Source organism: Mesobacillus sp. (genome assembly GCF_047739415.1).
Lineage (GTDB): Bacteria > Bacillota > Bacilli > Bacillales > Cytobacillaceae > Mesobacillus.
Genome location: NZ_JBIQOE010000055.1, coordinates 31,187 through 53,573, shown reverse-complemented (window position 1 = coordinate 53,573; position 22,387 = coordinate 31,187). Strand labels below are relative to the sequence as shown.

The window sequence follows — 22,387 nt, the reverse complement described above, 5'->3', positions numbered from 1 at the left end:
GCACATCCATACGTCCTGATGACCTGGCCGGATACGATGCGCGGTGCATTCACGCTTGCTCATGAATTGGGGCATGCCGGACATTTTTACCTGGCAGGAAAGAATCAGAGAATGATTAATACCCGGCCATCGAGATATTTTATTGAGGCACCATCGACGATGAATGAAATGCTGCTCGGAAACCACTTATTGTCGAATACAGAGGACAAACGGAAAAGGCGATGGGTCATCCTTCAGCTGTTAGGGACGTATTATCATAATTTTGTCACCCATCTGCTTGAAGGACAACTTCAGCGCAGGGTTTACAAACTGGCCGAAGAAGGGGAGCCGTTGACGGCAGACTTTTTGTCCAAGTTAAAGCTGGGGGTTCTTGAAAACTTCTGGGGAGACTCTGTTGAAATGGACGAAGGAGCTGGCCTGACCTGGATGCACCAGCCGCACTACTACATGGGCTTGTATCCATATACGTATTCCGCCGGGTTGACGGTTTCGACCCTAGTTTCCCGGCAAATCCTCGACGAAGGCAAACCGGCGGTGGAAAAATGGCTCGAAGTATTGAGAGCTGGCGGGACATTGAAGCCTTTAGATTTAATCAAAAAGGCAGGAGTCGACATGTCCAAGCCAGAGCCAATCCGCGAGGCGGTCGCCTATGTAGGTGATTTGATCAAAGAGCTGGAAGAAAGCTTTGAGGAATAATCTTATAAAAAACGGCCGGATCCTTTGTCAGGATTCGGCTGTTGAGTACATATTAATCAGTCGCAATAAAAGCATCGATTCCCTTGCCCTCGATTTCCCGGAGGCGAGTTTCGGCATTTTCGCGGTTTGAAAAAGCACCAGCTTGTACACGGTACCAGGTTTCGCCGGAAATCTCCGATGTGGTGATAAAGCTTTCAAACCCCTTTGCAACTAGGCCTGCCACTCGTTCTTCGGCATTCTCTCGTTGCTTGAAAGAACCGGCAATTACTTTGTAAAGTGGTCCGCGATCAGCTGGTTCCTTTGATGTAAGGTTGAACGCCCTCGCAATACCGTTCGCATGCCCGAGGGCAACATCGCGCCGCCAGGATTCCTGCTTCATAAGTGCAGCGTCTTGTGGATTGTCGATGAAGCCATTCTCTGATAGCATCGCATCCATTGTCGTCTCGCGAAGGACGTGGAAATCTGCTTTTTTCTTGCCGCGGTCATCGAGCTGGTTCAGCTTCATGACTTCAGTGTGAATGATATCGCGATATCTCGCGGTTGCTGAATTATTGGATAAGCTGCTGTGAATATAATCCTCATATCCCTGGGCAGAGCCATTGAAAGAATTAGTGTGGATCGATAGGTAAAAGTCAGCGTCCCAGGCATTGGCCTCATTTGTACGCTGATCGAGGCTTTTCGTCACATCGCTTGTCCTGCTCATTCTGACATCGATATTTTGATAGTTGTTTTCCAAAATCGAACGGATTTTGAGCGCGATATCCAGGTTCAAGTCTTTTTCCAGAAGACCATTTCCCTGTGCTCCCGGATCCGAGCCGCCATGGCCTGGATCTAAATAAAGTTTCATATAACCTCCTCCTTTTAGTTGGTCTTTATAGAATATGTAGGAGAAAAGTATTGGTAAGGGTGCATGTCTTGGGTGGGGAATTTTACTTTATTTTAACGGAACATTTTTTGATTTGAACCGTAAAACAAAGAAGGCTTAATAATATCTGAGGTGGTAGGATGGAAACGAAAATGCAGACATCACAAAATATTAAAATAGAGAGGACTCCTGAAAGTGATTTGAAAAAGGTATTGAATATAATCGGGATATTTATCTTTGCCGGAATGGCATTGACGAGTGTTACCAACCCGATGCCAGCAAAATATCTCAAGGAATATTTGATGTTCATCGGAGGAAGTGCCATTGTTTATTACTTTTTACTGAACATCTATTTCATTGGGGAAATATGGAGGAAAGTGTTTTATGCAAGTCTAATTGTACTGGGAATTGGCAGCCTGTCGATGGCGATTTACCTGTTCAGTCATTCATCACATTAAGAGTATTAAATTCGCGTGGGGATTTTTCCTTAATATGGATGAAGATGCAATTAATCGTTTTGAGCGCGATATTTCCGTTTTGTACCGTGCAATTAACATGAACGAGCGTGCAATTATCCCAAAAGACCATTCAAATACTAAACTCAACAATGCAATCATTAAATTTATCAACAGAAAACTCCCTGTTAGGGGAGTTTTTATTTTACAAAAAAGTGCTTGTCTAGTCGCTGGATAACTTATTCAGAATATTCATAATATATTTACTTCAATAAATTTTGTAAGCGTTACCATTCCTAACATGTTAGTCAGGACGCGGTTTTTGCCTGTTCGTAATAAAGTGTAACATCCTTGAAACAATCTTGGATGTTTGTTAGGTTTAATAACCGTAAGCCCTATGAGGGCAGGAAAAACTTGGACGGCATAATTAACATAAGAAATTTTTCTGTGTGGTTCGGCTGGTTAGCTCTTATAACATTCATGCTTAAGAATTCATTTTCATTCATGTACGTTAGCCGATTTTCTATTGTCTAGCTCCAGCGCCTAGCCCCTCGAGTCGCTTCGGTCCTGTCAATGAAGTCAAAGAGCGACTTCACAGCCAGGTCCTCCAGCGCTTGTCGGGGCTGACCGAGGCGCTTGCGCTTTTCTAACCACTATGTTACTTATTTCGTTTAGGGAAAACGAAAAGGAGAGATTTGGTGACTTTTGAAGTATTTATTTCTTTAGCAATTTATTTTATTGCAATGATCCTGATCGGATTGTATGCATACCGCAAAACGTCTGATCTATCAGACTATATGCTTGGCGGACGTGGTCTTGGACCGTCGGTAACAGCTCTGTCAGCAGGTGCGTCTGACATGAGTGGCTGGATGCTGATGGGTTTGCCTGGCGCAATGTACACTTCAGGTATTTCCAGTGCCTGGATCGCTATTGGATTATCGATTGGTGCCTATTTGAACTACCTCATCCTAGCTCCAAGACTTCGAACATATACAGAGTTGGCAAATGATTCAATCACAATCCCCGATTTCCTAGAAAACCGCTTTTCCGATAACACTAAAATCCTGCGTTCGGTATCTGCAGTCGTTATTATTATCTTCTTCACGCTATACACTTCAGCGGGTCTAGTTTCAGGCGGTACTTTATTTGAGTCAGCATTTGGACTTGATTATCGCTGGGGCTTGTTTCTGACAGCTGGTGTTGTTATCGTTTATACACTATTCGGTGGTTTCCTTGCTGTTAGTTTAACTGACTTTGTTCAAGGTATCATCATGTTCCTTGCACTTGTCTTGGTGCCTGTGGTTGCTTTTACAGAGCTTGGCGGACCTGGAAATGTAATGGACACTGTTGGAGCAATCGATCCTACATTGATGGATCTTTTCAAAGGTACGACATTCCTTGGAATTGTTTCGCTATTGGCATGGGGCCTTGGTTACTTTGGCCAGCCGCATATCATCGTGCGCTTTATGGCGATCAAATCAATGGATGAACTGAAGCCTGCGCGCAGAATCGCGATGACATGGATGATCGTGTCCATCATTGGTGCTTTGGCAGTCGGTCTTGTCGGGATTGCTTACGTACAAGTGAACAATGTAACTCTTGAAAATCCAGAAACAGTATTCATCATGTTTGCGAATATCCTGTTCAACCCATTTATCACAGGATTCCTGCTCGCTGCGATTTTGGCCGCAATCATGAGTACAATTTCTTCCCAGCTGCTGGTTACATCCAGTGCGTTGACTGAGGACTTTTACAAGGCGTTCTTCCGTCGCGAAGCAAGTGACAAAGAATTGGTATTCGTCGGCCGTGCAGCCGTATTGCTTGTCGCATTGGTAGGCATCGCGCTTTCTTACACGCCTAACGACACAATTCTTTCATTGGTCGGTAACGCTTGGGCTGGATTCGGTGCCGCATTCGGGCCAGTCATGCTCCTGAGCTTGTACTGGAAGCAGATGAACCGTTGGGGCGCTCTAGCAGGGATCGTCGTCGGTGCGCTTACCGTCATCATCTGGATCAGCATCGATGGATTGTCAGCATTCCTGTATGAAATGGTCCCTGGATTCTTCTTGAGCTTGATTGCCGTCATTGTTGTAAGTAAAATCACAACCGGACCAGGCAAAGCGGTAAAAGAAGAGTTTAAAGAAATGGAAAACATTATGTCTGAGTAAATAATATAGTAATAGGCTGCTAGGTTGCTAGCAGCCTATTTTTTATTTAATCTTTAAATTTCTCCGGCTTTTTTACATAGCTTTCGATGATGAATCCGCAGTCTATACAAATAATGTGTAAAATCTCTGAGCCTAAACTCATTACTTTATTTTCAGGATACATAACAGCATATCCAGCATGCTTACCTTTTCCAATTTCTGTTCCGCCACATTTAGGACATTCTTTCGCATAGTTCACTGGGGATTCATCCTTTCAAAACCATTTTTATTCTATCTAAGTTTACGATTTAGCAGTGCAGTAGGTTTCAAGGATTTTTAATATTGAAGAATTCTGTGTGCCCGAAAAGGGGTGTCATAAAAAGCTAGCATAGAAATAATCAATGTCCTTAATATGAAAGCTCGCTCCGTGTAAGGTTTGAGAAGGACTCCTAATTCTTTGGATAAATATTCAACTATGTAGAATACTACCTTTTGTAAAAACAGAGGTTCTTTTAAAAAAGGAGTGATTCAGATGATGAAGAAATTTGCGGTAGTTCTTTTTGCAGTGATGATGGTGATGTCAATTGCAAATCCTGGTTCTGCTGCTAACAATCCAGGAAGCAAAAAGGATATTGTTGATACGGCCGTAGCAGCTGGGAACTTCAAAATCCTTGCGGCTGCACTGGAAAAAGCCGGATTGGTTGAAACCTTGAAAGGTGAAGGGCCATACACTGTATTCGCACCGACTGATGAGGCGTTCAATAAGCTTCTGAAGGATCTAGGGATTACAGCAGATGAGTTATTAGCAAGACAGGATCTCAAGGATATTCTGCTGTACCATGTGCTTCCAGGTAAAGTCATGTCAGGCGACTTAAAGGAAGGAATGCAGGCACAGACCCTTGCGAAGAAGAATGTCACGATTTCACTTGACCCGGTTCAAGTGAACGATGCGAACGTCGTGACCCCTGACGTTGAAGCATCAAACGGTGTCATTCATGTTATCGACAAGGTATTGCTGCCAAAATAAGTACGACAGACTGGATTCCATGTGGATTCAGTCTTTTTTAATATGGTCAAGCCCTGAGGTTCACTACCATGGACATTTATGATGTAAAAAGGTATAATTAATTCGGTTTTCGAAATATTATTTTACATCTAAGAGTATGAAGGTGACCGTATGCAAAAAGAAAAATTATGGACGAAGGATTTCATTTCGATTTCTCTTGTGAATTTCGTGATGATGCTTTCGATGTATTTATTGATTGTCACAATGGCTTCCTATGCTACTGATACGTATGGAGCTTCAACGAGCATGGCAGGATTGGCCTCCAGCATCTTCATCATTGGGGTTCTTTTTGCCAGATTGTATGCCGGCAAGGAAATTGCGAGGATTGGCAGCAAAAAGATGCTGATCGGAGGAATTTTGTTTTTCGTTCTGATTACAGCTCTATACTTAATCCCGTCGAACATTTATGTCCTCCTGATTGTCCGTTTTCTTCATGGTGTCGGAATCGGGTTCGCCGCGACAGCAACCGGGACGATTGTGGCACAGGTGGTTCCTGCGAGCAGAAAAGGGGAAGGAATCAGCTATTTCAGCTTGAGCGTGATTTTATCAACCGCGGTTGGTCCGTTGATTGGCCTGGCAATGATCGATGAGTTTGGCTATCAGAGCATGTTCATTTTTTCCCTTGTCGTCGGGCTGGCCAGTTTACCAATCGCCCTTATAGTAAATGAACCTGTTGTGGATGATCAGGGAGAAGGTGAAAATAAAAGCAGGAGCTTCAGTCTGGCAAACTATTTAGAGCCGAACGCATTGCCGGTCTCGATTGTCATGTTCGTCATTGCGCTTGCTTATTCAGGTACACTATCATTCATCGCGTCATTTGCAACGGAAGCTGAGTTGACAGAGGCAGGCAGCATGTACTTCTTCGTTTATGCGATGGCTGTCTTATTTTCCCGTCCATTCACCGGGAAGCTGATGGACGCAAAGGGTGCGAACAGCGTTGTGTATCCGGCATTGATTGCCTTCGCCCTTGGGATGTATGCATTAAGCCAGGCGCATTCCAATGCTGTGTTCCTTCTGGGAGCCGCGCTCATCGGATTAGGGTATGGCAACTTCCAATCTGTCGCACAGACGATAGCCATTAAGATGACACCCCCACACCGTATGGGAATGGCCACGTCGACCTTTTTCATCATGATGGATATCGGAATTGGCTTCGGACCATTCCTGCTGGGATACATGATCCCGGGTTTCGGCTATCGCGGATTGTATCTGGCGATGGTGCCATTAATCATAGCAGGTGTCTTTGTCTATTACTCTTTGCATGGTAAAAAAGAGAGAATGAAGGCATCAATATAAAAACCTCGCCGAGCTTTGGCGAGGTTTTACCTTTTTACATATTCGGTGCGTAATTGGTATTCTTCTCAACATCAGTTTTCTCTGCCAATTCTTCCATTTCCATATGGGTCTGTGGGAAACCGTTGGCGACCCATTCTGCGCGCATGGCAGAATCAAGCTGGGTAAGCCCTCTTTCAGCGGGGTCTAGGCCAGCATCGACACTCTCCATCTGGTCGATTTTCTCGCTATTCCTCATGTCTGTATCCTCAAGAAAACGAATCGCATCCCGTTGGCTTTTCCTGTATGCAGCTGTCAGCAAAACGGCTCCGCCAGCTGAAAGTAAAGAAGCCAAAACAAAATTCTTGGTCGATTTCTTCATTGTTCTTTCCCTCCATTCGAGGCTAACTCCTCTTGAAAGACTATATTCCCGTTTTATGTGACTTTAAAGGGTCCAGTTATTTACATTTTTGTTGCAGGTTATGGTTATAAAGGTAATCCAGAGCAGAAAAGAGGGTTCGATTATTTAAGGCCAGAGGGTTATCAGCTTGAGAAGGCTTCATAGAGAATTTTATAGGCCCGAAATGAGGATTAATCCAGTAAAAGGTCCTATAGAAAGGTTCTATAAGCCCGAAATGGGGTTTGGTCTTGTGAAAGGTCCTATTGAAAGATTCTATAAGCCCGAAATGGGGTTTGATCTTGTACAAGGTCCTATAGAAAGATTCTATAAGCCCAAAATGGGGTTTGGTCTTGTACAAGGTCCTATAGAAAGATTCTATAAGCCCGAAATGGGGTTTGGTCCAGTAAAAGGTCCTATAGAAAGATTCTATAAGCCCGAAATGGGGTTTGGTTTCGGAAAAGGTTCTATAGAAAGATTCTATAAGCCCAAAATGGGGTTTGGTTTCGGAAAAGGTCCTATAGAAAGATTCTATAAGTCCGAAATGGGGAGAGCTCCCTAAAAGGCCTCATAGAAAGCTCTATAAGCACGAAGCGGTGAGTTTGAGCTATTTCTAAAGAATAAAAAAGCTGCCATGTAATCATGACAGCCAACTACTTAATAACTACATATTTTCCATCATCTTCTGATCGAGATGTTCAAGGATCATTTCCCAGGCTGAGTCATGCCGGCTTTTGGATTGTTCATTAGGAAATCCTTTGTGTGTCAGGCTTAGCTGTGTGCCATTTCCCACTGGTTCAAGCTCGATTGTCACCACGGTTTCGGCACCTTCTGTACCTCCAGCACCTGTTAACCAGGTGAATTCAATCAGGCGGTCAGGAATTAACCGAAGAAATCTTCCGTAATGCGGATGGCGCTGCTCAACGAGATCTTCTTCCGTTTTAAAAACGGTCTCGAAAAAGAATACAGAATTGACCTCAGCCTTCATGATCAGCGTGCCGGGTGCGGCAAACCATGTATCGAATTTTTCAGTCCACGCTTGGTAGAGGGTATCAGCCTGGGACTCCATTAACCGTTCAACTTTAAAACCGAGCGGTCTCGCTGAAAGGTCTGGTACTGTGATTGGTTCCATTTAAGTTTCTCCTTATCCAGTGGGATATCTTTCTTTTAAAAATGCAACAGACTGATTAATCAAAGCTTTTAAAACATCCACATCAATATCCGCTACTTTATTTATGTACACACATGCTTTCCCTGAAGTATGTTTCCCGAACTCTTTCAATAACGATTCTCTTTCTGTGTCGCCTGTAGCAAAATATAAGCTAATCTTCGCTTTGCGAGGAGAGAAACCTACTAGCGGCGCATCTCCTTCGTGGCCAGATTCATATTTATAATGATAGGATCCAAAGCCAATAATGCTCGGTCCCCACATTTTCGCTGGATAACCAGTCGTTTCTGTAAAAATATCTAAGAGTCTATACGCATCCTCCCGTTTTTTAGGGCTGTCGACATTTTCGATGAACTCAATGACACTATTGTCATTTTCCTTTGTTTTCAGTTCGTACATGATCAAGCGGTCTCCCTTCGTTTTATATTTTACCGATGTTGGTCAACAAGAATCTGGTTCCCGTCAGGATCCTCAATCGTAAAATGAGCCGGACCCTGTCCGGATTCATCTGCTTCAGTAAGGAACTTAACTCCGTTTCCTTTTAGCTGCTTTTGAAGTTCTCGAACATCCGTGAAGCTTTCCAGATTTTCGGCATTTTGATTCCAGCCCGGATTGAAGGTAAGGATATTTTTTTCAAACATTCCCTGGAACAGTCCGATAATGCAATTTTCATTTTTCATGATCAGCCAATTTTGATTAATGTCTCCTCCCAAGGCTTTAAACCCCAGGTTTTCATAAAAAGATTTTGAAGCTGCAATGTCTTTTACAGTCAAACTTACAGAAAATGCACCAAGTTTCATATGATCAGCCACCTTTTATAGATTGAAGATTCTGATATTCTTGATTACAGTATAGACAAGCCTTTTGAAATTTACAATTAACCACGAAAATCGCGGACAATTAACATCGGAATTATCCCTCTGACATAATTTGGTCAAAGCTTTTCAACAGAATTGTGACTAATGTCACAACGCAGTCTCTTTTTGCGCTGAATTTGATATCTTAATAGTGTAATAATATTAAATAACTTATTGGAGTGAAGAACATGATTGCAAAGTGGTTAAGAGAAAACAATGTCGCTGCTGGTCTATTGGCTGTTATAAGAATCTGGCTTGGATACAATTGGATGACTGCTGGATGGGGTAAATTGACTGGTGAAGGTTTTGACGCATCCGGTTACCTGAAAAATGCCGTCGCAAATCCGGTTAAAGGTCCAGACGGAAACGCAGTGTATGGTTGGTACGTGAACTTCCTTGAAAGCTTCGCGATCCCGAATGTAGAATTGTTCAACTTCATCGTTCCACTGGGAGAATTCCTTGTTGGACTTGGATTACTACTTGGAACTCTGACAACTGCTGCCATGTTCTTCGGTCTAGTGATGAACTTCAGTTTCTTCCTAGCGGGAACTGTATCTCACAACCCAACTGACATCTTCTTCGGCTTCATCATCCTGTTCGCAGGCTATAACGCTGGTAAATATGGTTTAGACCGCTGGGTCGTGCCGTTTATCCGCAAAACTGTTTTGAAGCGCGGAGAAGATGCTGCACGAAACGCTGCTTAACATGAATTAAATCCCCCTTTCATAAAATTTGGCTGCCGGCTAAACCCGGCAGCCATTTTTATATTCCACAAAATAAATCCTCCAATTGATCCCAGTGATCCGCTATCCAGACATTTTCTTCACGGAATCGTTTGAGGGGAGTGGAGTCTCCAGGTTTCTCAACCCGGACCCATTCAGCCTCTTTCCACCAGGTGAGTTTTATTAGTATCGATTTTTGCTATATTCGAGAGGAGATGGAGGAAATCCTGTTTTAGCCAAAATGAAAAAAGCATAGGAATCGAATCCTATGCTTTCAAGTGCTATCTTCCAAAGAAACCGTCCATTGCATTACGGAAGTCTTCGAACATGCCGTCTCTGTTTCTGTCGGTGCGGATGTCATCGGCGAAAGTTCCCATTCTGTCGTATGCGTTACGGTCAACTGAAACGTAGACTTTATCGATTCTGTTATTTGCCTGGCGCACTCTTTGTTCAATCTGCATCTCCAGCTGGCTATTATTGCCGTTCATGGTGTTACCAGTTGCGTTTCCATTCATGTTTGTATTGCCAATTCCATTCATGTTTCCATTTCCGTTATCATTATCATTGCCAAAAACATTGTTGCGATTTTTGCTGCCAGCCTTTTGGCGGTCGTCATTTCCTGCGTCACCTTTGCCGTCAATGATTCCATCATTTCCTGCACGGTTGTCACCCTGGTCAACTCGTCCATTCTCGGCAAAAGTCCTGCCGTTGCCATCCAATGCATCATTGACTGAAGCATTCCCATTATTTTCGCCATTGTTGTCTGCGAGTCTAACAGCTACGTATGCATTGTTTTCCGAGATGATGACTCGTGCGTCGTCTACTTCCGGCATCTGCTCTACCTGGCGCTCTGCACGATCAGCCAGCTGGAGCTTAGTGCCTTCGGTAGCTGGACCGCGCTGAACCTGAGAGATTTCTACTTGCTGATCGCCGTTATCGTCGGCAGCATTGTTATTCGCTCCACATCCGGCCAAACCGATTGTAAAAACAGCACAGCCTGCAATGATGATTGATTTTTTCATCCTGATCACTCCTAGTTGGTATTATCGTCCTTATGATGGCTAGAATCTGGAGCGATATGCAGGGGTGAAGGCGTTTTTTTTAAAAAAAGGTTCATGCGGTTGAAGATTTTTAATATAGGCTCATGCCGGAATGAAGGGTTTTTTAAAAAAGATTCTGTTTACATAGCGTTGTCACCTTTCGTTCAAAACATTTCAACAGAATTGTGAATTCATTCACAAAAAACCCTATTTTCGAGATTAATTTGTTATCTTATAAGTGTACTAATACTAATTAACTTAAATGGAGTGAGGAACATGTTTGCAAAGTGGTTAAGAGAAAACAATGTTGCTGCTGGGATATTGACTGTCATTAGGGTATGGCTTGGATACAACTGGATGACTGCTGGGTGGGGTAAATTGACTGGAGAAGGTTTTGACGCTACCGGGTTTTTAACTCGCGCTGTAGAAAATCCGGTTAAAGGTCCAGACGGAAACGCGGTGTATGGATGGTACGTGAACTTCCTTGAAAGCTTCGCGATCCCGAACATCGAATTATTCAACTTCATCGTGCCACTGGGAGAATTCTTAGTAGGACTTGGTTTAATCTTGGGAACACTGACAACTGCTGCAATGTTCTTCGGCCTTGTGATGAACTTCAGCTTTTTCCTTGCCGGAACAGTATCTCACAATCCAACAGACATCTTCTTCGGATTCATCATCCTGTTCGCAGGCTACAACGCAGGTAAATACGGTTTAGACCGCTGGGTTGTACCATTTATCCGCAAAACAGTTTTCAAACGCGGAGAAGAAGTCACTCGCAACGTAGCTTAACTTGATTTTAAATCCCCCTTTAAAATAAATTGGCTGCCGGGAAATTAAATCCCGGCAGCTTTTTTTTATAGGTCATTTTTATTTCTGAGGATTTTGTATTTTCTTATCTTGTACAAGAGACCTTGCCTTGTTATGCCGAGAGCTTCGGCAGCGCGTGCCTGGTTACCGTTTTCGCTTGTCAAAGCGGTTTCGATCACTTCTTTTTCAACCTTTTCCAGGTGTTCTGGTAAAGAAAAATCGTCAGTCAGTTCGATATGAACATCAGGAGATTCAACCTCTTTTGCTGAAAAATGGTTCTGGATTTCCTCGGGAAAATCCTCGAGAATCAATTGTCCTGACCGCGAGAGGACGGTTGCCCTGGACAAGGCATTTTGCAATTCGCGAATATTGCCAGGCCAAGGATAGGAAGTAAGTTTTGTTAAAAGGTTTTTGGAAATCGAATAGCTGCGGTTATGTTCTTCTTCGAACTGTGCCAAAAATTGTTCGACGAGCAAGGGGATGTCTTCGATCCGTTCACGCAATGGAGGCAATTTGATCCCAATGATATTTAACCGGTAATATAAGTCTTCACGAAACTCACCGTTCTGGACCATTTCCCATAAATTACGGTTAGTGGCCGCGATGATACGAACGTCTGAAAAAACCTCCCTGGCGGTCCCGAGCGGTGTAAAGGTTTTGTCCTGGGTGAACTGCAGGAGCTTTGCTTGCACATCCAGCGAGATTTCGCCGATTTCATCCAGAAAAAGAGTGCCTTTGTCAGCAGCAGCGCATTTGCCTTCCTGGGATCGGACAGCGCCGGTAAAAGCGCCTTTTTCGTAGCCGAATAATTCACTTTCCAACAGGTTCGAGGGGATGGCGGCGCAATTGACTTTTATGAAGGGACCTAACCTCCGGGTGCTCTCGAGATGCACAGCGTGAGCCCCGCGCGATTTACCGGTCCCGCTTTCTCCCTCAAGCATAATCGTGATATCCTGCTTGGCTACTCTTTCGATTAACGAGTAGACCTCCTGCATTTTTGGGCTCTTGCCAATCATCCCATGAAGGTCATATTTTTGCTGAACAGCCTGTTTCAACTCTTTGTTTTCTTTTCTCAAATGTTTCATTTCAAATGCCCGTTTAATGACGACCTTTAGTTCATCAGCCTTGATCGGCTTTGTTAAGTAGTCGTAAGCCCCCATTTTCATCGCTTTGACTGCATCCTCGATATCTCCGTAGGCAGTACAAGGAATAAAAACAGTATCAGGAAAAGTTGGCGCCCATTTTTCCAGCAGCTTCAGCCCAGTCGTATCTGGCAGAAGGAAATCCAGCAAAACAAGGTCAATGGTCTCGCTCTCCATAAGCTTTTCAGCGACTTTCCCTGTTTCCGCTTCAATGACTGCATATCCTTCCTTCTGTAAGGTCAGCCTGGTCAGGCGGCGGAATTTTTCATTATCTTCAACTAACAAGATTGTTTTTTTCATAATGATCGCCTTTCTCGTGCTTTTTCAATGAAATCAGGAAGGATGTTCCTTCGCCCATCTCACTTTCTACCTCGATATGGCCGTTATGGGAAGAAATAATATCATGGGTAATCCATAACCCCAGCCCGGTACCTTCTTGTTTGGTAGAAAAGAATGGATTGAAGATACGCTTAATCTTTTGCTGGGGGATTCCGATTCCATCATCGTTTATCTCTATTTCAATAGTATCACTATTTGTCTTTTTCATCGAAACGGTGATTTGGCCATGATGGGAAACCGCTTCTATACTATTGATAAAAAGATTGATTAGAGCCTGAATCATCTGGTTTCTGTCACCTTTAACAAAGTAATCCTCATCATCAGCCTCAAGAGTGGCATGAATCTGCTTTTTCCTGAATTGATGGGACAAAAGCTGAAGGGTTTCAGAGGCGACTGTTTTCATGTTGAAAACAGATTCGTCCTTTTTGTTTTCCCGGCTGAATTGAAGGAACCGTCTGACAAGATGGTCAAGGCGCTGGATCTCATCTTGAATATCCTTGGCCGCTTCGGAAATGATTTCGACGGAAGCAGCCTCACTCTCGCTGGGAGCTGTCATTTCCTTTATTTCGCTTGCGATTAAATCACTCGCGAGCTGGACAGTTCCAAGCGGATTTTTTACCTCGTGAGCAAGCCCGGCGGTCATCTGGCCAATCGCAACCAGCTGTTCTGAACGTTGAATATGAGTTTCTAGCTGGCGTACCTTTGTCACATCCCAAAAGGTGATCAGTACCCCAATGACTTGATCTTTTTCATCTAATAATGGTGAACTGGACTGCTTGATGATTTTCTTTCCCCATTCATTTTCAAAGGTGAAGTCATCTTCAAGGCCGTCAAATTTCCTTGAAACATGCTTGCACTGCTCAAAATGATTCCTGAAAGAAAGAGGCAGGGCAGAGACCGATTTTCCAATGATATTTTCTTTTTTTATATTCAATAGATCCCCGGCAGTTGTATTCATTGAACTGATGAAGCCTTCCGGATTGATAGCGAAGACGCCGAAAGGGAAGGATTCCAGGATCAGCTGCAAATGGCGCTCATGTGACTTTAAGCTTTCGGCCATATATTTCATAGTACTGGACAATGTCTTGATTTCATCCTCTTTCTCAAGTACATGAACAAACCATTCTCCGCCCTTTGCATAGCTTGCTGCCTCCTGAGTGAGAGCCTTTATCGGCTTAATAATCCAGCGGATACTGAATATAAGCAAGGTCAGCGCAGCCAAAAAAATCAGGATGAAGCCTTTCCATAAGATATCCTTCAAGGAATCGATTACGGCGTTTGCTTCTGATAACGGGATAGAAGTAGCCGTATAAAATGGCAGCCGGTCAACTGGGTTATAGGCGACAAGGGATTCTTCGCCCCAGAGTTCACCCCTGTATACCCCAGTCCTGTCCAAAAAAGCCTCTCGCGAAAATGGATACTCATTGAGCAGGTTGCCTGATTTACCAAAATCGTTCGTATCGAACAAAACTTTTCCTTCCTGGTTAAAAAGGAAGCTGTGCCCGAGGTCGCCGATGACATTTTGCTTGAAGTACTTCTGCAAATACACGAGACTCACATAAGCAATCAAGCCGCCTTCAACTTCTGCTGCTTCGTCAGCCTGGAAAGGAACGATAATCAATAAAGTTGGCTCTCCGTTCATTTTGGCAATCGAGTCTGCGACAAAAGAGCTGCGCCGCCATTTCAGTTCATTATACAAATCGGCTTCGGCAGAATTCAGTTTTGCGTCAGACTCTATAAAGGGAGCTTTATAGACAATTCTTTCTTGCTCATCGTTGATAATCTGGATTCTTTTAAAGAAAGGATCATTAACAACTAAATTTGTCATCACGACTTTCAGTTTTTCAGTGTCTGCCCCCTGATTTTCAACGATATTTTCAAGAAGCTGGATCTTCAGGTTGAATAGGTCACTCGTCTTGTCGGACATGACCCTTGTCACCTGGATCGCCTGATTCTCAGTCTGGTTTTTTATGATATCTCTTGAGGAAGTGGCAGCGAGAATGAATATGATCAATAGAGGAATAAAAATGATGATCGTAGTAAGATATAGAAACCTTTTGGTTAATCGTGATGGATAAAGTCTTTTCATTTCGATTTCACCTTTCTGACAGCATGCCTTCATAGTAATAAAAGAGAGGCGGGAAAGCTATAATCTATTACCTTTATACCATACTATTGAATGGCTATGGGCGATAACCCGGACAAAGGAAGACGTTAGTATTTTACTAAACCGATTTTTCCTAGAAGTCTCTGAACCTGGTATGCGCAAAATACACAAGGAGGGATTTTACTCAAGAAGGTTTGCTCAACCATTTTAAAAAGGAGGAAACCATTACTGATTTCCTCCCAAAAACTAATTACTCTTCAATTAAGCCGTTTTCTGTCAGCCATTTTCTAGCGACTTCTGTTTCACTTTTTTCTTCAATATCGACTTGATAGTTAAGCTCAGTCATTGTTTCTGTGTTGATTTTTTCAGCCAAAGGCTTCAGAAGTTCTTCTAATTCAGGATACTTTTCAAGTGTTTTTTCATGAACAGTAATTCCGGCATTGTAAGCAGGGAAGAAGCCCTTGTCATCTTCAAGGTTTACGAGATTGAAAGCTTTGATACGGCTATCTGTTGAGAAGCCAGTTGCCACATCAACCTGTCCGTCTCTCAGTGCTTGGTAAAACAGGCCAACGTCCATCTTTTTAATGTTGGAAGAACCAAATTTAAATCCATAGGCTTTCTCTACACCTTTAATTCCATCAGGTCGCGTCGCGAATTCAGCATCTGCACCTAAAGACAATTTGTTGCCATCATTCATGTAAGCTGCTAAATCGCTGATTGATTCGATGCCGAGTTCTTTTGCTTTTTCTTCTCTCATCATCAATGTGTAAGTATTGTTTAACGGTGATTGATCAAGCCACACAAGGCCGTTCTCTTTGTCAACTTCCTTTACTTTTTCATAGGCTTTCACTGAATCGGAAAGAGGATCTAGCTTGTTGTAGTTTACGAGACTGGTTCCTGTATATTCCCAGTAAAGGTCGACCTGTTTATTCTCCAGTGCCTGGCGGACAACCTGGCTTGCCATATTGTTTTTCTCCTCAACCTCAAAGCCATTCTCCTTTAAATAGATGGCAAGAATTTTTGAAAGGACGAATTGTTCCGTGAAGTTTTTTGCACCGACGACCACCTTTTTGTCGGAAGCAGAAGCAGATGTGTCTTCGTCACTGCTGCAAGCGGATAGCAGCGAAACCATTAAAGCGATTATTACGGTAAATGATAAAATCTTTTTCATATTGTTTTCCCCCTAAAAATTTTGTTCTCTCTTAATCTGAAACTGTTACTGTTTGTCTTAACCCTTTAGAAATAACCAGCTTCTCGATGAGCCTGACCAATTGGTCTGCCAAAAGAGCTAGCAAAGTAACCGGGATTGCTCCGGATAAAAGATAGGAGTTGTCCCTCATCATGATTCCGGTGAAAATCCAGTCACCCAGTCCGCCGCCGCCTACCAAATAGGCCAGAGCAGCCGTTCCGATGTTGATGACCACAGCTGTCCGGATGCCTGCCATAATAGGGTAGGCTGCGTTAGGTAGCTCAATTTTCAGTAGAATTTGAGCCGGTGTATAGCCGATTCCTTTCGCTGCATCCAGCAAGTCAGGATCAATCGATTTAATCCCGGCTACCGTATTTCGTAAAATCGGCAGCAAGGAATAAAGAAACAGAGCAAAGACTGCCGGTTTGAAACCGATGCCCATCCAGGTCATCGCCAATGCCAGGATCGCAAGGCTTGGAATCGTCTGCCCGAGATTGGCTGTATTCATAAACAGCCATTGGAGTTTCTGGAATTTTGGCCTCGTAACCAATATCCCCATCGGAATCGCAATCACGATCGCAAGCAGTGAGGACAGGAGCACCATATTGATATGCTGCTTCAATAGAAAGATAAATCCTTCTGAATCATCGATAATCAGCTGGTAATACCCAGACTTGAATGACCAGGCGAAGAAGCTCCCGACCAGGGTGAAGAGGATCAGCTTGATGACAAAAGATACAAAACGTTTATTTTTCATGCTTTCTCTCCCCCGTTATTTAATATGCTGATGCAAATAGGCCTCTACATCATCAATTTGCATCGCTCCAACAAGCCCGTTGTTTGACTGGACGACAAGCTGGTCGGCTTCTTGGTTGAGCAGGATGGATAAGGCATCCCTTAGATTCGTATCTACTGGAATTGTCTTTCTATTTGCTTTCTCCGGCCCGTCCAGTTTTCGCAGCATGCGTTCTGAAATCAAATCCTTCACGGTATGAAGACTCAGGCTTTTCAGAGCGCGGTCCTTGCCGACGAATTCACGAACAAAATCATTCTTAGGATGGGCAAGCAGCTCGCTTGGAGAATCATACTGCATCAGTTTTCCTTCTTTGAAAATCGCAATTCCATCACCCATTTTGATGGCTTCATCAATATCATGGCTGACAAAAAGAATCGTCTTTTTTACTTCCTTCTGAATTTGCAAAAACTCATTTTGAATCCGTGTACGGATGACGGGATCCAATGCCCCGAACGGTTCATCCATTAACATGACAGGCGGGTCTGCAGCCATCGCACGGGCGATTCCGACTCTTTGCTGCTGTCCTCCTGAAAGCTCATGCGGGTAACGCTTCCGGTATTCATCTGGATTCAGACCAACCAGATCCATTAAGTATTTATACCTGTCTGCTTTCTTCTTCCGGTCCCATCCGATTAAATTAGGGACAGCCATCACATTATCTTCAATCGTCATGTTAGGGAACAGGCCGTTATGCTGGATGACATAGCCGATATTGCGTCTTAGCTCGATGTCATTCAAAGAATTCACATCTGTTCCATTGACGAATATTTTGCCGTCGGTGATCGACTCTAGTCTGTTTACCATTCTCAGTGTTGTCGTCTTTCCGCAGCCTGATGGCCCCAAGAAAACGACGATATTGCCTTCTGGTACATCAAAGCTTACATTATCAACAGCTTTCACCTTATCGCCGTACACTTTGGTGACTTGATCAAACTTAATCATACTTTTCACCCCATCTTACTTCTTTTTATTGTTGAAAACCCTTTGGATTCATACGCTTTTGGAGAATCCCCAAAAGTCCGTCTGTCACAATCGCCAGGATGGAAATGGCAATGGCACCTGCCAGTACCATGGTTGTATTCGATCTTGAAATTCCCTGGTTGATTAATACTCCAAGGCCGCCAGCCCCGATAAACGCTGCAATTGCGCCGATTCCGATATTCATGACCACGGCCTGCCTGACTCCTGCCATAATGATAGGAAGAGCATTTGGAATCTCAACACGCAGGAGACGCTGCATCGTACTCATTCCCAGCCCAATGGCGGCATCACGAATATTGGGATCGACATTATTGATGGCTACATATGTATTACGGATGATCGGCAGCTGCGAATATAAAATAAGTGCGATTACAGCTGGAACAAAGCCAATTCCCTGATTGATGACCGACAGAATCGGAATCATGATCCCAAAAAGCGCGATACTCGGAACCGTCATGATAATATTCGCCACCTGGAGAACTGTCTCAGCGAGCTCTTCGTTCGTTGTAAGATAAATCCCAAGCGGAAGACCTATTGCGATGGCAATCAAAACCGAAAAGCCTACAAGCTGCAAATGCTCCGCACTATATGTCCAAATCGAAGCCTGGTTCTCTATTATGTAGTTCAATAAATCATTCATCACTTTACACCTCCTTCAAAATAACTAGTACAAATATAATAGTTGCAAGAAGCATGCCAACTTTTAAAAGAGGACGCAAAAAAGCGCTTGAACCCATATTTTTCTATGGGTCAAGCGCTTTGTTTATTTATTACGGTATTAACTAGATTTTTTACAAGAGCAAAGAATTTTTACATGCTTGTTAAAATTTTTTTACAAAAAAGTGAGATTATCTGCATTTCTAGTTAACTACCCAAAATAGAAGGGGGATAAACCAGCGTTTAAGAAATAGTTCAAGAAAAAGGAGTGAAAGGGTGTTTCATAGAATAAAATATACAAGCAATAAGAGAATCAGGGATTTGGAGAGTGCTAAAAGTGCAAAAAATACATAAACCATGGATCAAACTGATGGAATATATCGATGCAGGTGAATATGAAGCAATTAACGGACTGCAGGATCGTTGCAATCGAGTGGACCAAACGGCACTTAAGCTGGAGCTTGATTATAAGCTTGGGGTTAGCGATGACAGCGGGAATGGCGTCCAGGATATAAATGAGTTCATGTACTTTGATGGGGAAGAGCTGATAGGATATATGGGAATCTGCAGCTTTGGCGGCCCGTGGGAAGTGAATGGGATGGTGCATCCGGATTACCGGCGTCAGGGTGTGTTCACAAGGTTGTTTGAGCTGGTCATGTCGGAATGGAAGCGTAGGGATTCTGGCAGCATGTTGCTGTTGAGTGACCGCAACTCGGAATCAGGGCAGAAGTTCATTGAGGAAGTCGGTGCGCAATATAAGCACTCGGAATATGAGATGTTTTTGAAGAAAGATGCTCCGGTCGCGACTCCAGACCAGCTGACGGGCATTGTTTTCAGGAAGGCGACAAATGCAGATGCATACGAAATTGCGCGGCAGAACGCGATTTATTTTAACGACGGAGGGAACGAAGAAGAAATCAGCGCAGATGATATGCCTCTGCCTGAGGTGGAGGAAAAGCGCGGGATGACTTCTTATCTTGTTGAAAAAGAAGGGCAAATCATCGGGAAAGTGAATCTGCAGCTGACCTCGAAACTTGGTGCCATCTTCGGTCTCGGTGTGTTGCCAGAGCATCGTCGCAAGGGGTACGGAAGAGCGCTTCTTTTGCTTGCCATTGAAAAGCTGAAGGAAGCAAACGCACAGGAAATCATGCTGCAGGTAGCAGCGGAAAACTCGAATGCGCTTAACCTATATAAGTCTTGCGGTTTTGAAGAGACATCTACTATGGATTATTTTGAGCTGAAATAAACGATATCCACCTCGTACAGAATGAGGTGGATATTTTTGGATTATTTTGAAACTAACGGGTAGGAGTTTCGTATAATAGTATTATCATCCTTTTTGAAAGGGAGGGTTAGCAATGAATTGGAAGAAAGATTTTAAAGTTTCCGCTCTTATCATTTTATTAGTCATCACGGCGATTGCTCTTTTGGATAATGCAAGAACAGCCGATTCTGCAGCGAAGCTTTCGGAGGATAAAAATCGTCTTGAAAAGAAAGTGACTAGTTTAGAAAAAGAAATCGAAAGACGGTCGAGGATGACGGATGATTTAAAGTATGAAAATGATACTTTGGCCGTGAATCTTTCAAACCTGGAAGAAGAAGTGGCGGCAGCACAAGCCTCTGTTCAATATCAGGACTTTTTGGATGCGATCAGTGTTGTTGAAGCCTATAAAGCTGCGGAAGATTTTAAAGAAGTAACTGACTTAATAGCTTTTGGGAATTTTACAAGTTTTAGCACCCTTGATCAAGAGGACAATTGCCCATGCAGAATTACCTTCAAATATAGCAATCTTGATTGGAGCCCGGGTGTGGTATTAAACCTAAAGGAGTTTAGTATTAACAAGGATAAAATCATCCTTACATATCTTACAGTCGAGGACCAGGAAAATAATTATCAATTTGTATTGACCAGGAGGGATGGTTTTTACGATATGACTGAAAAGTGGAGGATAGAAGATATTAGACTTGTAGAAAAGGAGGGGTCCCCATTATAAAATTCGATAAAGGGTTTCTCACGTTAGTGGCTTATTTTTTGCTGGTCATCTTGCTTTTGCTTTTTACAAAACAAACCGGCTTTAATTTGTCATGGGTGAATTATCAATTCAATCAGGAAACGATGATGATGACAATTGAAAAAGGGATCTTGGATAAGCAGGTGGTTGAAAAACAGGTAACCTCGCAGGAAGCGCTTGATGTTATGTTGCAGATTAATGAGGCGAATACACTGTGGAAAATGAATATATATCTTATTTCACTTTTCGCCGCCGTTTTTATCGCTCTATTTTATACTCCTTTACGTCCGAAGAAATATTTTAAATTGTATATATTCATGTATTTTATTCTCCTTGCCACCTTCATAATATGGGATGTTACAGTAAACAAGGAACTTGCCGGGAAACTCGCCGTAACCTTGAAGGGTTTATAGCGAAAGCCTGATCCTGTCCTACTGGCCTTGAAAGTGTTATGGACATTTTGTGGAAAAATAATGTTGACAGTCGAGTCGATTTCATGATAAATTTATCTCGAATTAAAAATAATTGGTTTTGAGGTTTATTTTTTTAAGATAATATCTCGAATTCGAGATAATAACAAAACAGGGGGATTTTAGAATGGCTAAATTTGTAGTAGACCAGGCGCACTCAGCATTAGGATTTGAAGTGAAACACATGATGGTTTCAAAGGTAAAGGGACAATTTGGTTCTTATTCAGCGGATGTTGAAGCGGCAGACCTAACAGATTTAACAACAGCTTCAATTGCATTCAAAATTGATGTAGCAAGCATCGACACACGTAACGAGGACCGCGAAAATCACTTGAAATCAGCAGACTTCTTTGATGTTGAAAACTATCCAACCATCGATTTCAAATCTACAAGCATCACTCGCGATGGCGATGATTACAAGGTGACAGGTGACCTGACAATCAAGGACGTAACAAAGCCAGTCACTTTCGATGTGGAATTCGGCGGCAAAGGTACAAACCCATGGGGTGTAGAAGTTTACGGTTTTGAAGCAGAAGCTAAAGTGAACCGCGAAGAATTCGGCCTTACATGGAATGCTCCACTTGAAACAGGCGGCGTACTAGTCGGCAAAGATATCAAGATCAAAGTGGAACTAGAAGTGAATCCAGCAGCGTAACTTTAATGAGAAAAGGGCGGCTACCTATCGGTGAGCCGCCCTTTCCTTTACAGTTCCTTCGTCATGAATGCACTGTTCGGATCATTCGTATAATCCCCGAATGGTGGGCAATAGTCAAAGCCATACTTTTCATAGAGCTTCCTCGCTGGTAAGAACGCTTCCATTGACCCTGTTTCCAGGCTGAGTTTTTTATAGTCACGGCATTTTGCTTCTTTGATAATATGCTCAAGCATTGCTTGCGCAACCCCTTTTCGAAGATGGGAAGAGGCAGTCCTCATTGACTTGATCTCCCCATGCTGGCGATCAAGTTCTTTCAATGCACCACATCCCATTAGCTGCTCTCCATCCCAGACCGTCCAGAAGGTAATCTCAGGTTTTCTCAATTCCTCGAGACCTAACGCATGAATGCTCTCAGGCGGGGAGTGAAGCGTCATCCCATGCAAATGCTCGCCAATCAGCGAAATCACTTCAGAACTTGTTAAATCATCAACTTTAATCATCATAAAAAAACCTCTTTTCGAAACTCCAGATTTAGTTGAAATTG

General features: G+C 43.1%; 27 protein-coding genes. 13 read left to right on the top strand and 14 right to left on the bottom strand.

Features of this window, described 5'->3' with window-relative positions:
* Positions 1-696, top strand: a 696-nt coding sequence (locus ACH0QE_RS05380; protein WP_415799666.1) for a M3 family metallopeptidase, incomplete at its 5' end; no start/stop codon positions are given.
* Between the two features lie 52 nt (positions 697-748).
* Here ACH0QE_RS05380 and ACH0QE_RS05375 read toward each other — a convergent pair.
* The gene (locus ACH0QE_RS05375; protein ID WP_415799665.1) at positions 749-1,543 is read right to left on the bottom strand and encodes an N-acetylmuramoyl-L-alanine amidase; all 795 of its coding nucleotides are present in this window, start codon (positions 1,541-1,543) and stop codon (positions 749-751) included.
* A gap of 158 nt (positions 1,544-1,701) precedes the next feature.
* Between ACH0QE_RS05375 and ACH0QE_RS05370 the strand changes: the two genes are divergently transcribed.
* The 3 genes from ACH0QE_RS05370 to putP all read left to right on the top strand — a co-directional run bounded on the left by ACH0QE_RS05370 (position 1,702) and on the right by putP (position 4,184).
* A complete protein-coding gene (locus ACH0QE_RS05370; RefSeq protein WP_415799664.1) occupies positions 1,702-2,019 on the top strand; it encodes a hypothetical protein in 318 nt (105 codons plus the stop codon).
* 34 nt (positions 2,020-2,053) lie between these two features.
* A complete protein-coding gene (locus ACH0QE_RS05365) occupies positions 2,054-2,254 on the top strand; it encodes a hypothetical protein (protein WP_415799663.1) in 201 nt (66 codons plus the stop codon).
* Between the two features lie 460 nt (positions 2,255-2,714).
* Positions 2,715-4,184 (top strand): sodium/proline symporter PutP, encoded by a 1,470-nt coding sequence (gene putP, locus ACH0QE_RS05360; protein ID WP_415799662.1) that lies wholly within the window; start codon positions 2,715-2,717, stop codon positions 4,182-4,184.
* 46 nt (positions 4,185-4,230) lie between these two features.
* Here the strand turns inward: putP and ACH0QE_RS05355 are convergent, their stop codons facing one another.
* Positions 4,231-4,422 carry a transcription initiation factor TFIIIB gene (locus tag ACH0QE_RS05355; protein ID WP_415799661.1) on the bottom strand — a complete coding sequence of 64 codons (192 nt, stop codon included), beginning with the start codon at positions 4,420-4,422 and terminating at the stop codon, positions 4,231-4,233.
* Positions 4,423-4,695: 273 nt separating this feature from the next.
* Between ACH0QE_RS05355 and ACH0QE_RS05350 the strand changes: the two genes are divergently transcribed.
* Together ACH0QE_RS05350 and ACH0QE_RS05345 are read left to right on the top strand one after the other, a co-directional pair.
* On the top strand, positions 4,696-5,190 hold the full coding sequence (locus ACH0QE_RS05350; RefSeq protein WP_415799660.1) for a fasciclin domain-containing protein: 495 nt from the start codon (positions 4,696-4,698) through the stop codon (positions 5,188-5,190).
* A 150-nt stretch (positions 5,191-5,340) separates the two neighbouring features.
* On the top strand, positions 5,341-6,525 hold the full coding sequence (locus ACH0QE_RS05345; protein WP_415799659.1) for an MFS transporter: 1,185 nt from the start codon (positions 5,341-5,343) through the stop codon (positions 6,523-6,525).
* 34 nt (positions 6,526-6,559) lie between these two features.
* Here ACH0QE_RS05345 and ACH0QE_RS05340 read toward each other — a convergent pair whose 3' ends face one another.
* Positions 6,560-6,883 (bottom strand): hypothetical protein, encoded by a 324-nt coding sequence (locus ACH0QE_RS05340; protein WP_415799658.1) that lies wholly within the window; start codon positions 6,881-6,883, stop codon positions 6,560-6,562.
* 166 nt (positions 6,884-7,049) lie between these two features.
* Here ACH0QE_RS05340 and ACH0QE_RS05335 point away from each other — a divergent pair, with 166 nt between their 5' ends.
* A complete protein-coding gene (locus ACH0QE_RS05335; protein ID WP_415799657.1) occupies positions 7,050-7,460 on the top strand; it encodes a hypothetical protein in 411 nt (136 codons plus the stop codon).
* A 102-nt stretch (positions 7,461-7,562) separates the two neighbouring features.
* Here ACH0QE_RS05335 and ACH0QE_RS05330 read toward each other — a convergent pair whose 3' ends face one another.
* From ACH0QE_RS05330 to ACH0QE_RS05320, 3 genes are read right to left on the bottom strand one after another with little or no spacing between them, the layout of a single operon-like run.
* Entirely contained in the window at positions 7,563-8,030 is a 468-nt protein-coding gene (locus ACH0QE_RS05330) for an SRPBCC family protein (RefSeq protein WP_415799656.1), read from the bottom strand.
* A gap of 12 nt (positions 8,031-8,042) precedes the next feature.
* On the bottom strand, positions 8,043-8,465 hold the full coding sequence (locus ACH0QE_RS05325) for a DUF1801 domain-containing protein (protein ID WP_415799655.1): 423 nt from the start codon (positions 8,463-8,465) through the stop codon (positions 8,043-8,045).
* Between the two features lie 29 nt (positions 8,466-8,494).
* Positions 8,495-8,866, bottom strand: a complete 372-nt coding sequence (locus ACH0QE_RS05320; protein WP_415799654.1) for a VOC family protein — start codon at positions 8,864-8,866, stop codon at positions 8,495-8,497.
* A gap of 245 nt (positions 8,867-9,111) precedes the next feature.
* On the opposite strand from ACH0QE_RS05320, the gene ACH0QE_RS05315 reads away from it, so the two are divergent.
* Positions 9,112-9,627: a DoxX family membrane protein gene (locus ACH0QE_RS05315; protein WP_415799653.1), complete on the top strand. Its 516-nt coding sequence runs from the start codon at positions 9,112-9,114 to the stop codon at positions 9,625-9,627.
* A 299-nt stretch (positions 9,628-9,926) separates the two neighbouring features.
* On the opposite strand, the gene ACH0QE_RS05310 is transcribed toward ACH0QE_RS05315, so the two are convergent.
* Positions 9,927-10,667, bottom strand: coding sequence for a YhcN/YlaJ family sporulation lipoprotein (locus ACH0QE_RS05310; RefSeq protein WP_415799652.1), 741 nt, complete (start codon positions 10,665-10,667; stop codon positions 9,927-9,929).
* Positions 10,668-10,961: 294 nt separating this feature from the next.
* Between ACH0QE_RS05310 and ACH0QE_RS05305 the strand changes: the two genes are divergently transcribed.
* Positions 10,962-11,477 carry a DoxX family protein gene (locus ACH0QE_RS05305; protein WP_415799651.1) on the top strand — a complete coding sequence of 172 codons (516 nt, stop codon included), beginning with the start codon at positions 10,962-10,964 and terminating at the stop codon, positions 11,475-11,477.
* A 65-nt stretch (positions 11,478-11,542) separates the two neighbouring features.
* Here the strand turns inward: ACH0QE_RS05305 and ACH0QE_RS05300 are convergent, their stop codons facing one another.
* From ACH0QE_RS05300 to ACH0QE_RS05275, 6 genes are all read right to left on the bottom strand, one after another.
* Positions 11,543-12,937 carry a sigma-54-dependent transcriptional regulator gene (locus ACH0QE_RS05300; RefSeq protein ID WP_415799650.1) on the bottom strand — a complete coding sequence of 465 codons (1,395 nt, stop codon included), beginning with the start codon at positions 12,935-12,937 and terminating at the stop codon, positions 11,543-11,545.
* The gene (locus ACH0QE_RS05295) at positions 12,912-15,065 is read right to left on the bottom strand and encodes a sensor histidine kinase (RefSeq protein WP_415799649.1); all 2,154 of its coding nucleotides are present in this window, start codon (positions 15,063-15,065) and stop codon (positions 12,912-12,914) included. The genes ACH0QE_RS05300 and ACH0QE_RS05295 overlap by 26 nt, the downstream gene beginning before the upstream one ends.
* Positions 15,066-15,333: 268 nt before the next feature.
* A complete protein-coding gene (locus ACH0QE_RS05290) occupies positions 15,334-16,254 on the bottom strand; it encodes a glycine betaine ABC transporter substrate-binding protein (protein ID WP_415799648.1) in 921 nt (306 codons plus the stop codon).
* A 31-nt stretch (positions 16,255-16,285) separates the two neighbouring features.
* Positions 16,286-17,029, bottom strand: a complete 744-nt coding sequence (locus ACH0QE_RS05285; protein WP_415799647.1) for an ABC transporter permease — start codon at positions 17,027-17,029, stop codon at positions 16,286-16,288.
* 15 nt (positions 17,030-17,044) lie between these two features.
* A complete protein-coding gene (locus ACH0QE_RS05280) occupies positions 17,045-18,010 on the bottom strand; it encodes an ABC transporter ATP-binding protein (RefSeq protein ID WP_415799646.1) in 966 nt (321 codons plus the stop codon).
* A gap of 25 nt (positions 18,011-18,035) precedes the next feature.
* A complete protein-coding gene (locus ACH0QE_RS05275; protein WP_415799645.1) occupies positions 18,036-18,689 on the bottom strand; it encodes an ABC transporter permease in 654 nt (217 codons plus the stop codon).
* Between the two features lie 354 nt (positions 18,690-19,043).
* On the opposite strand from ACH0QE_RS05275, the gene ACH0QE_RS05270 reads away from it, so the two are divergent.
* The 4 genes from ACH0QE_RS05270 to ACH0QE_RS05255 all read left to right on the top strand — a co-directional run bounded on the left by ACH0QE_RS05270 (position 19,044) and on the right by ACH0QE_RS05255 (position 21,843).
* On the top strand, positions 19,044-19,952 hold the full coding sequence (locus ACH0QE_RS05270) for a GNAT family N-acetyltransferase (RefSeq protein WP_415799644.1): 909 nt from the start codon (positions 19,044-19,046) through the stop codon (positions 19,950-19,952).
* A 112-nt stretch (positions 19,953-20,064) separates the two neighbouring features.
* Positions 20,065-20,700, top strand: a complete 636-nt coding sequence (locus ACH0QE_RS05265) for a hypothetical protein (protein WP_415799643.1) — start codon at positions 20,065-20,067, stop codon at positions 20,698-20,700.
* A gap of 26 nt (positions 20,701-20,726) precedes the next feature.
* On the top strand, positions 20,727-21,131 hold the full coding sequence (locus ACH0QE_RS05260; protein WP_415799642.1) for a hypothetical protein: 405 nt from the start codon (positions 20,727-20,729) through the stop codon (positions 21,129-21,131).
* Between the two features lie 184 nt (positions 21,132-21,315).
* Positions 21,316-21,843: a YceI family protein gene (locus ACH0QE_RS05255; protein ID WP_041968239.1), complete on the top strand. Its 528-nt coding sequence runs from the start codon at positions 21,316-21,318 to the stop codon at positions 21,841-21,843.
* A 47-nt stretch (positions 21,844-21,890) separates the two neighbouring features.
* Here ACH0QE_RS05255 and ACH0QE_RS05250 read toward each other — a convergent pair whose 3' ends face one another.
* On the bottom strand, positions 21,891-22,346 hold the full coding sequence (locus tag ACH0QE_RS05250; protein ID WP_415799641.1) for a GNAT family N-acetyltransferase: 456 nt from the start codon (positions 22,344-22,346) through the stop codon (positions 21,891-21,893).
* Positions 22,347-22,387: the final 41 nt, after the last annotated feature.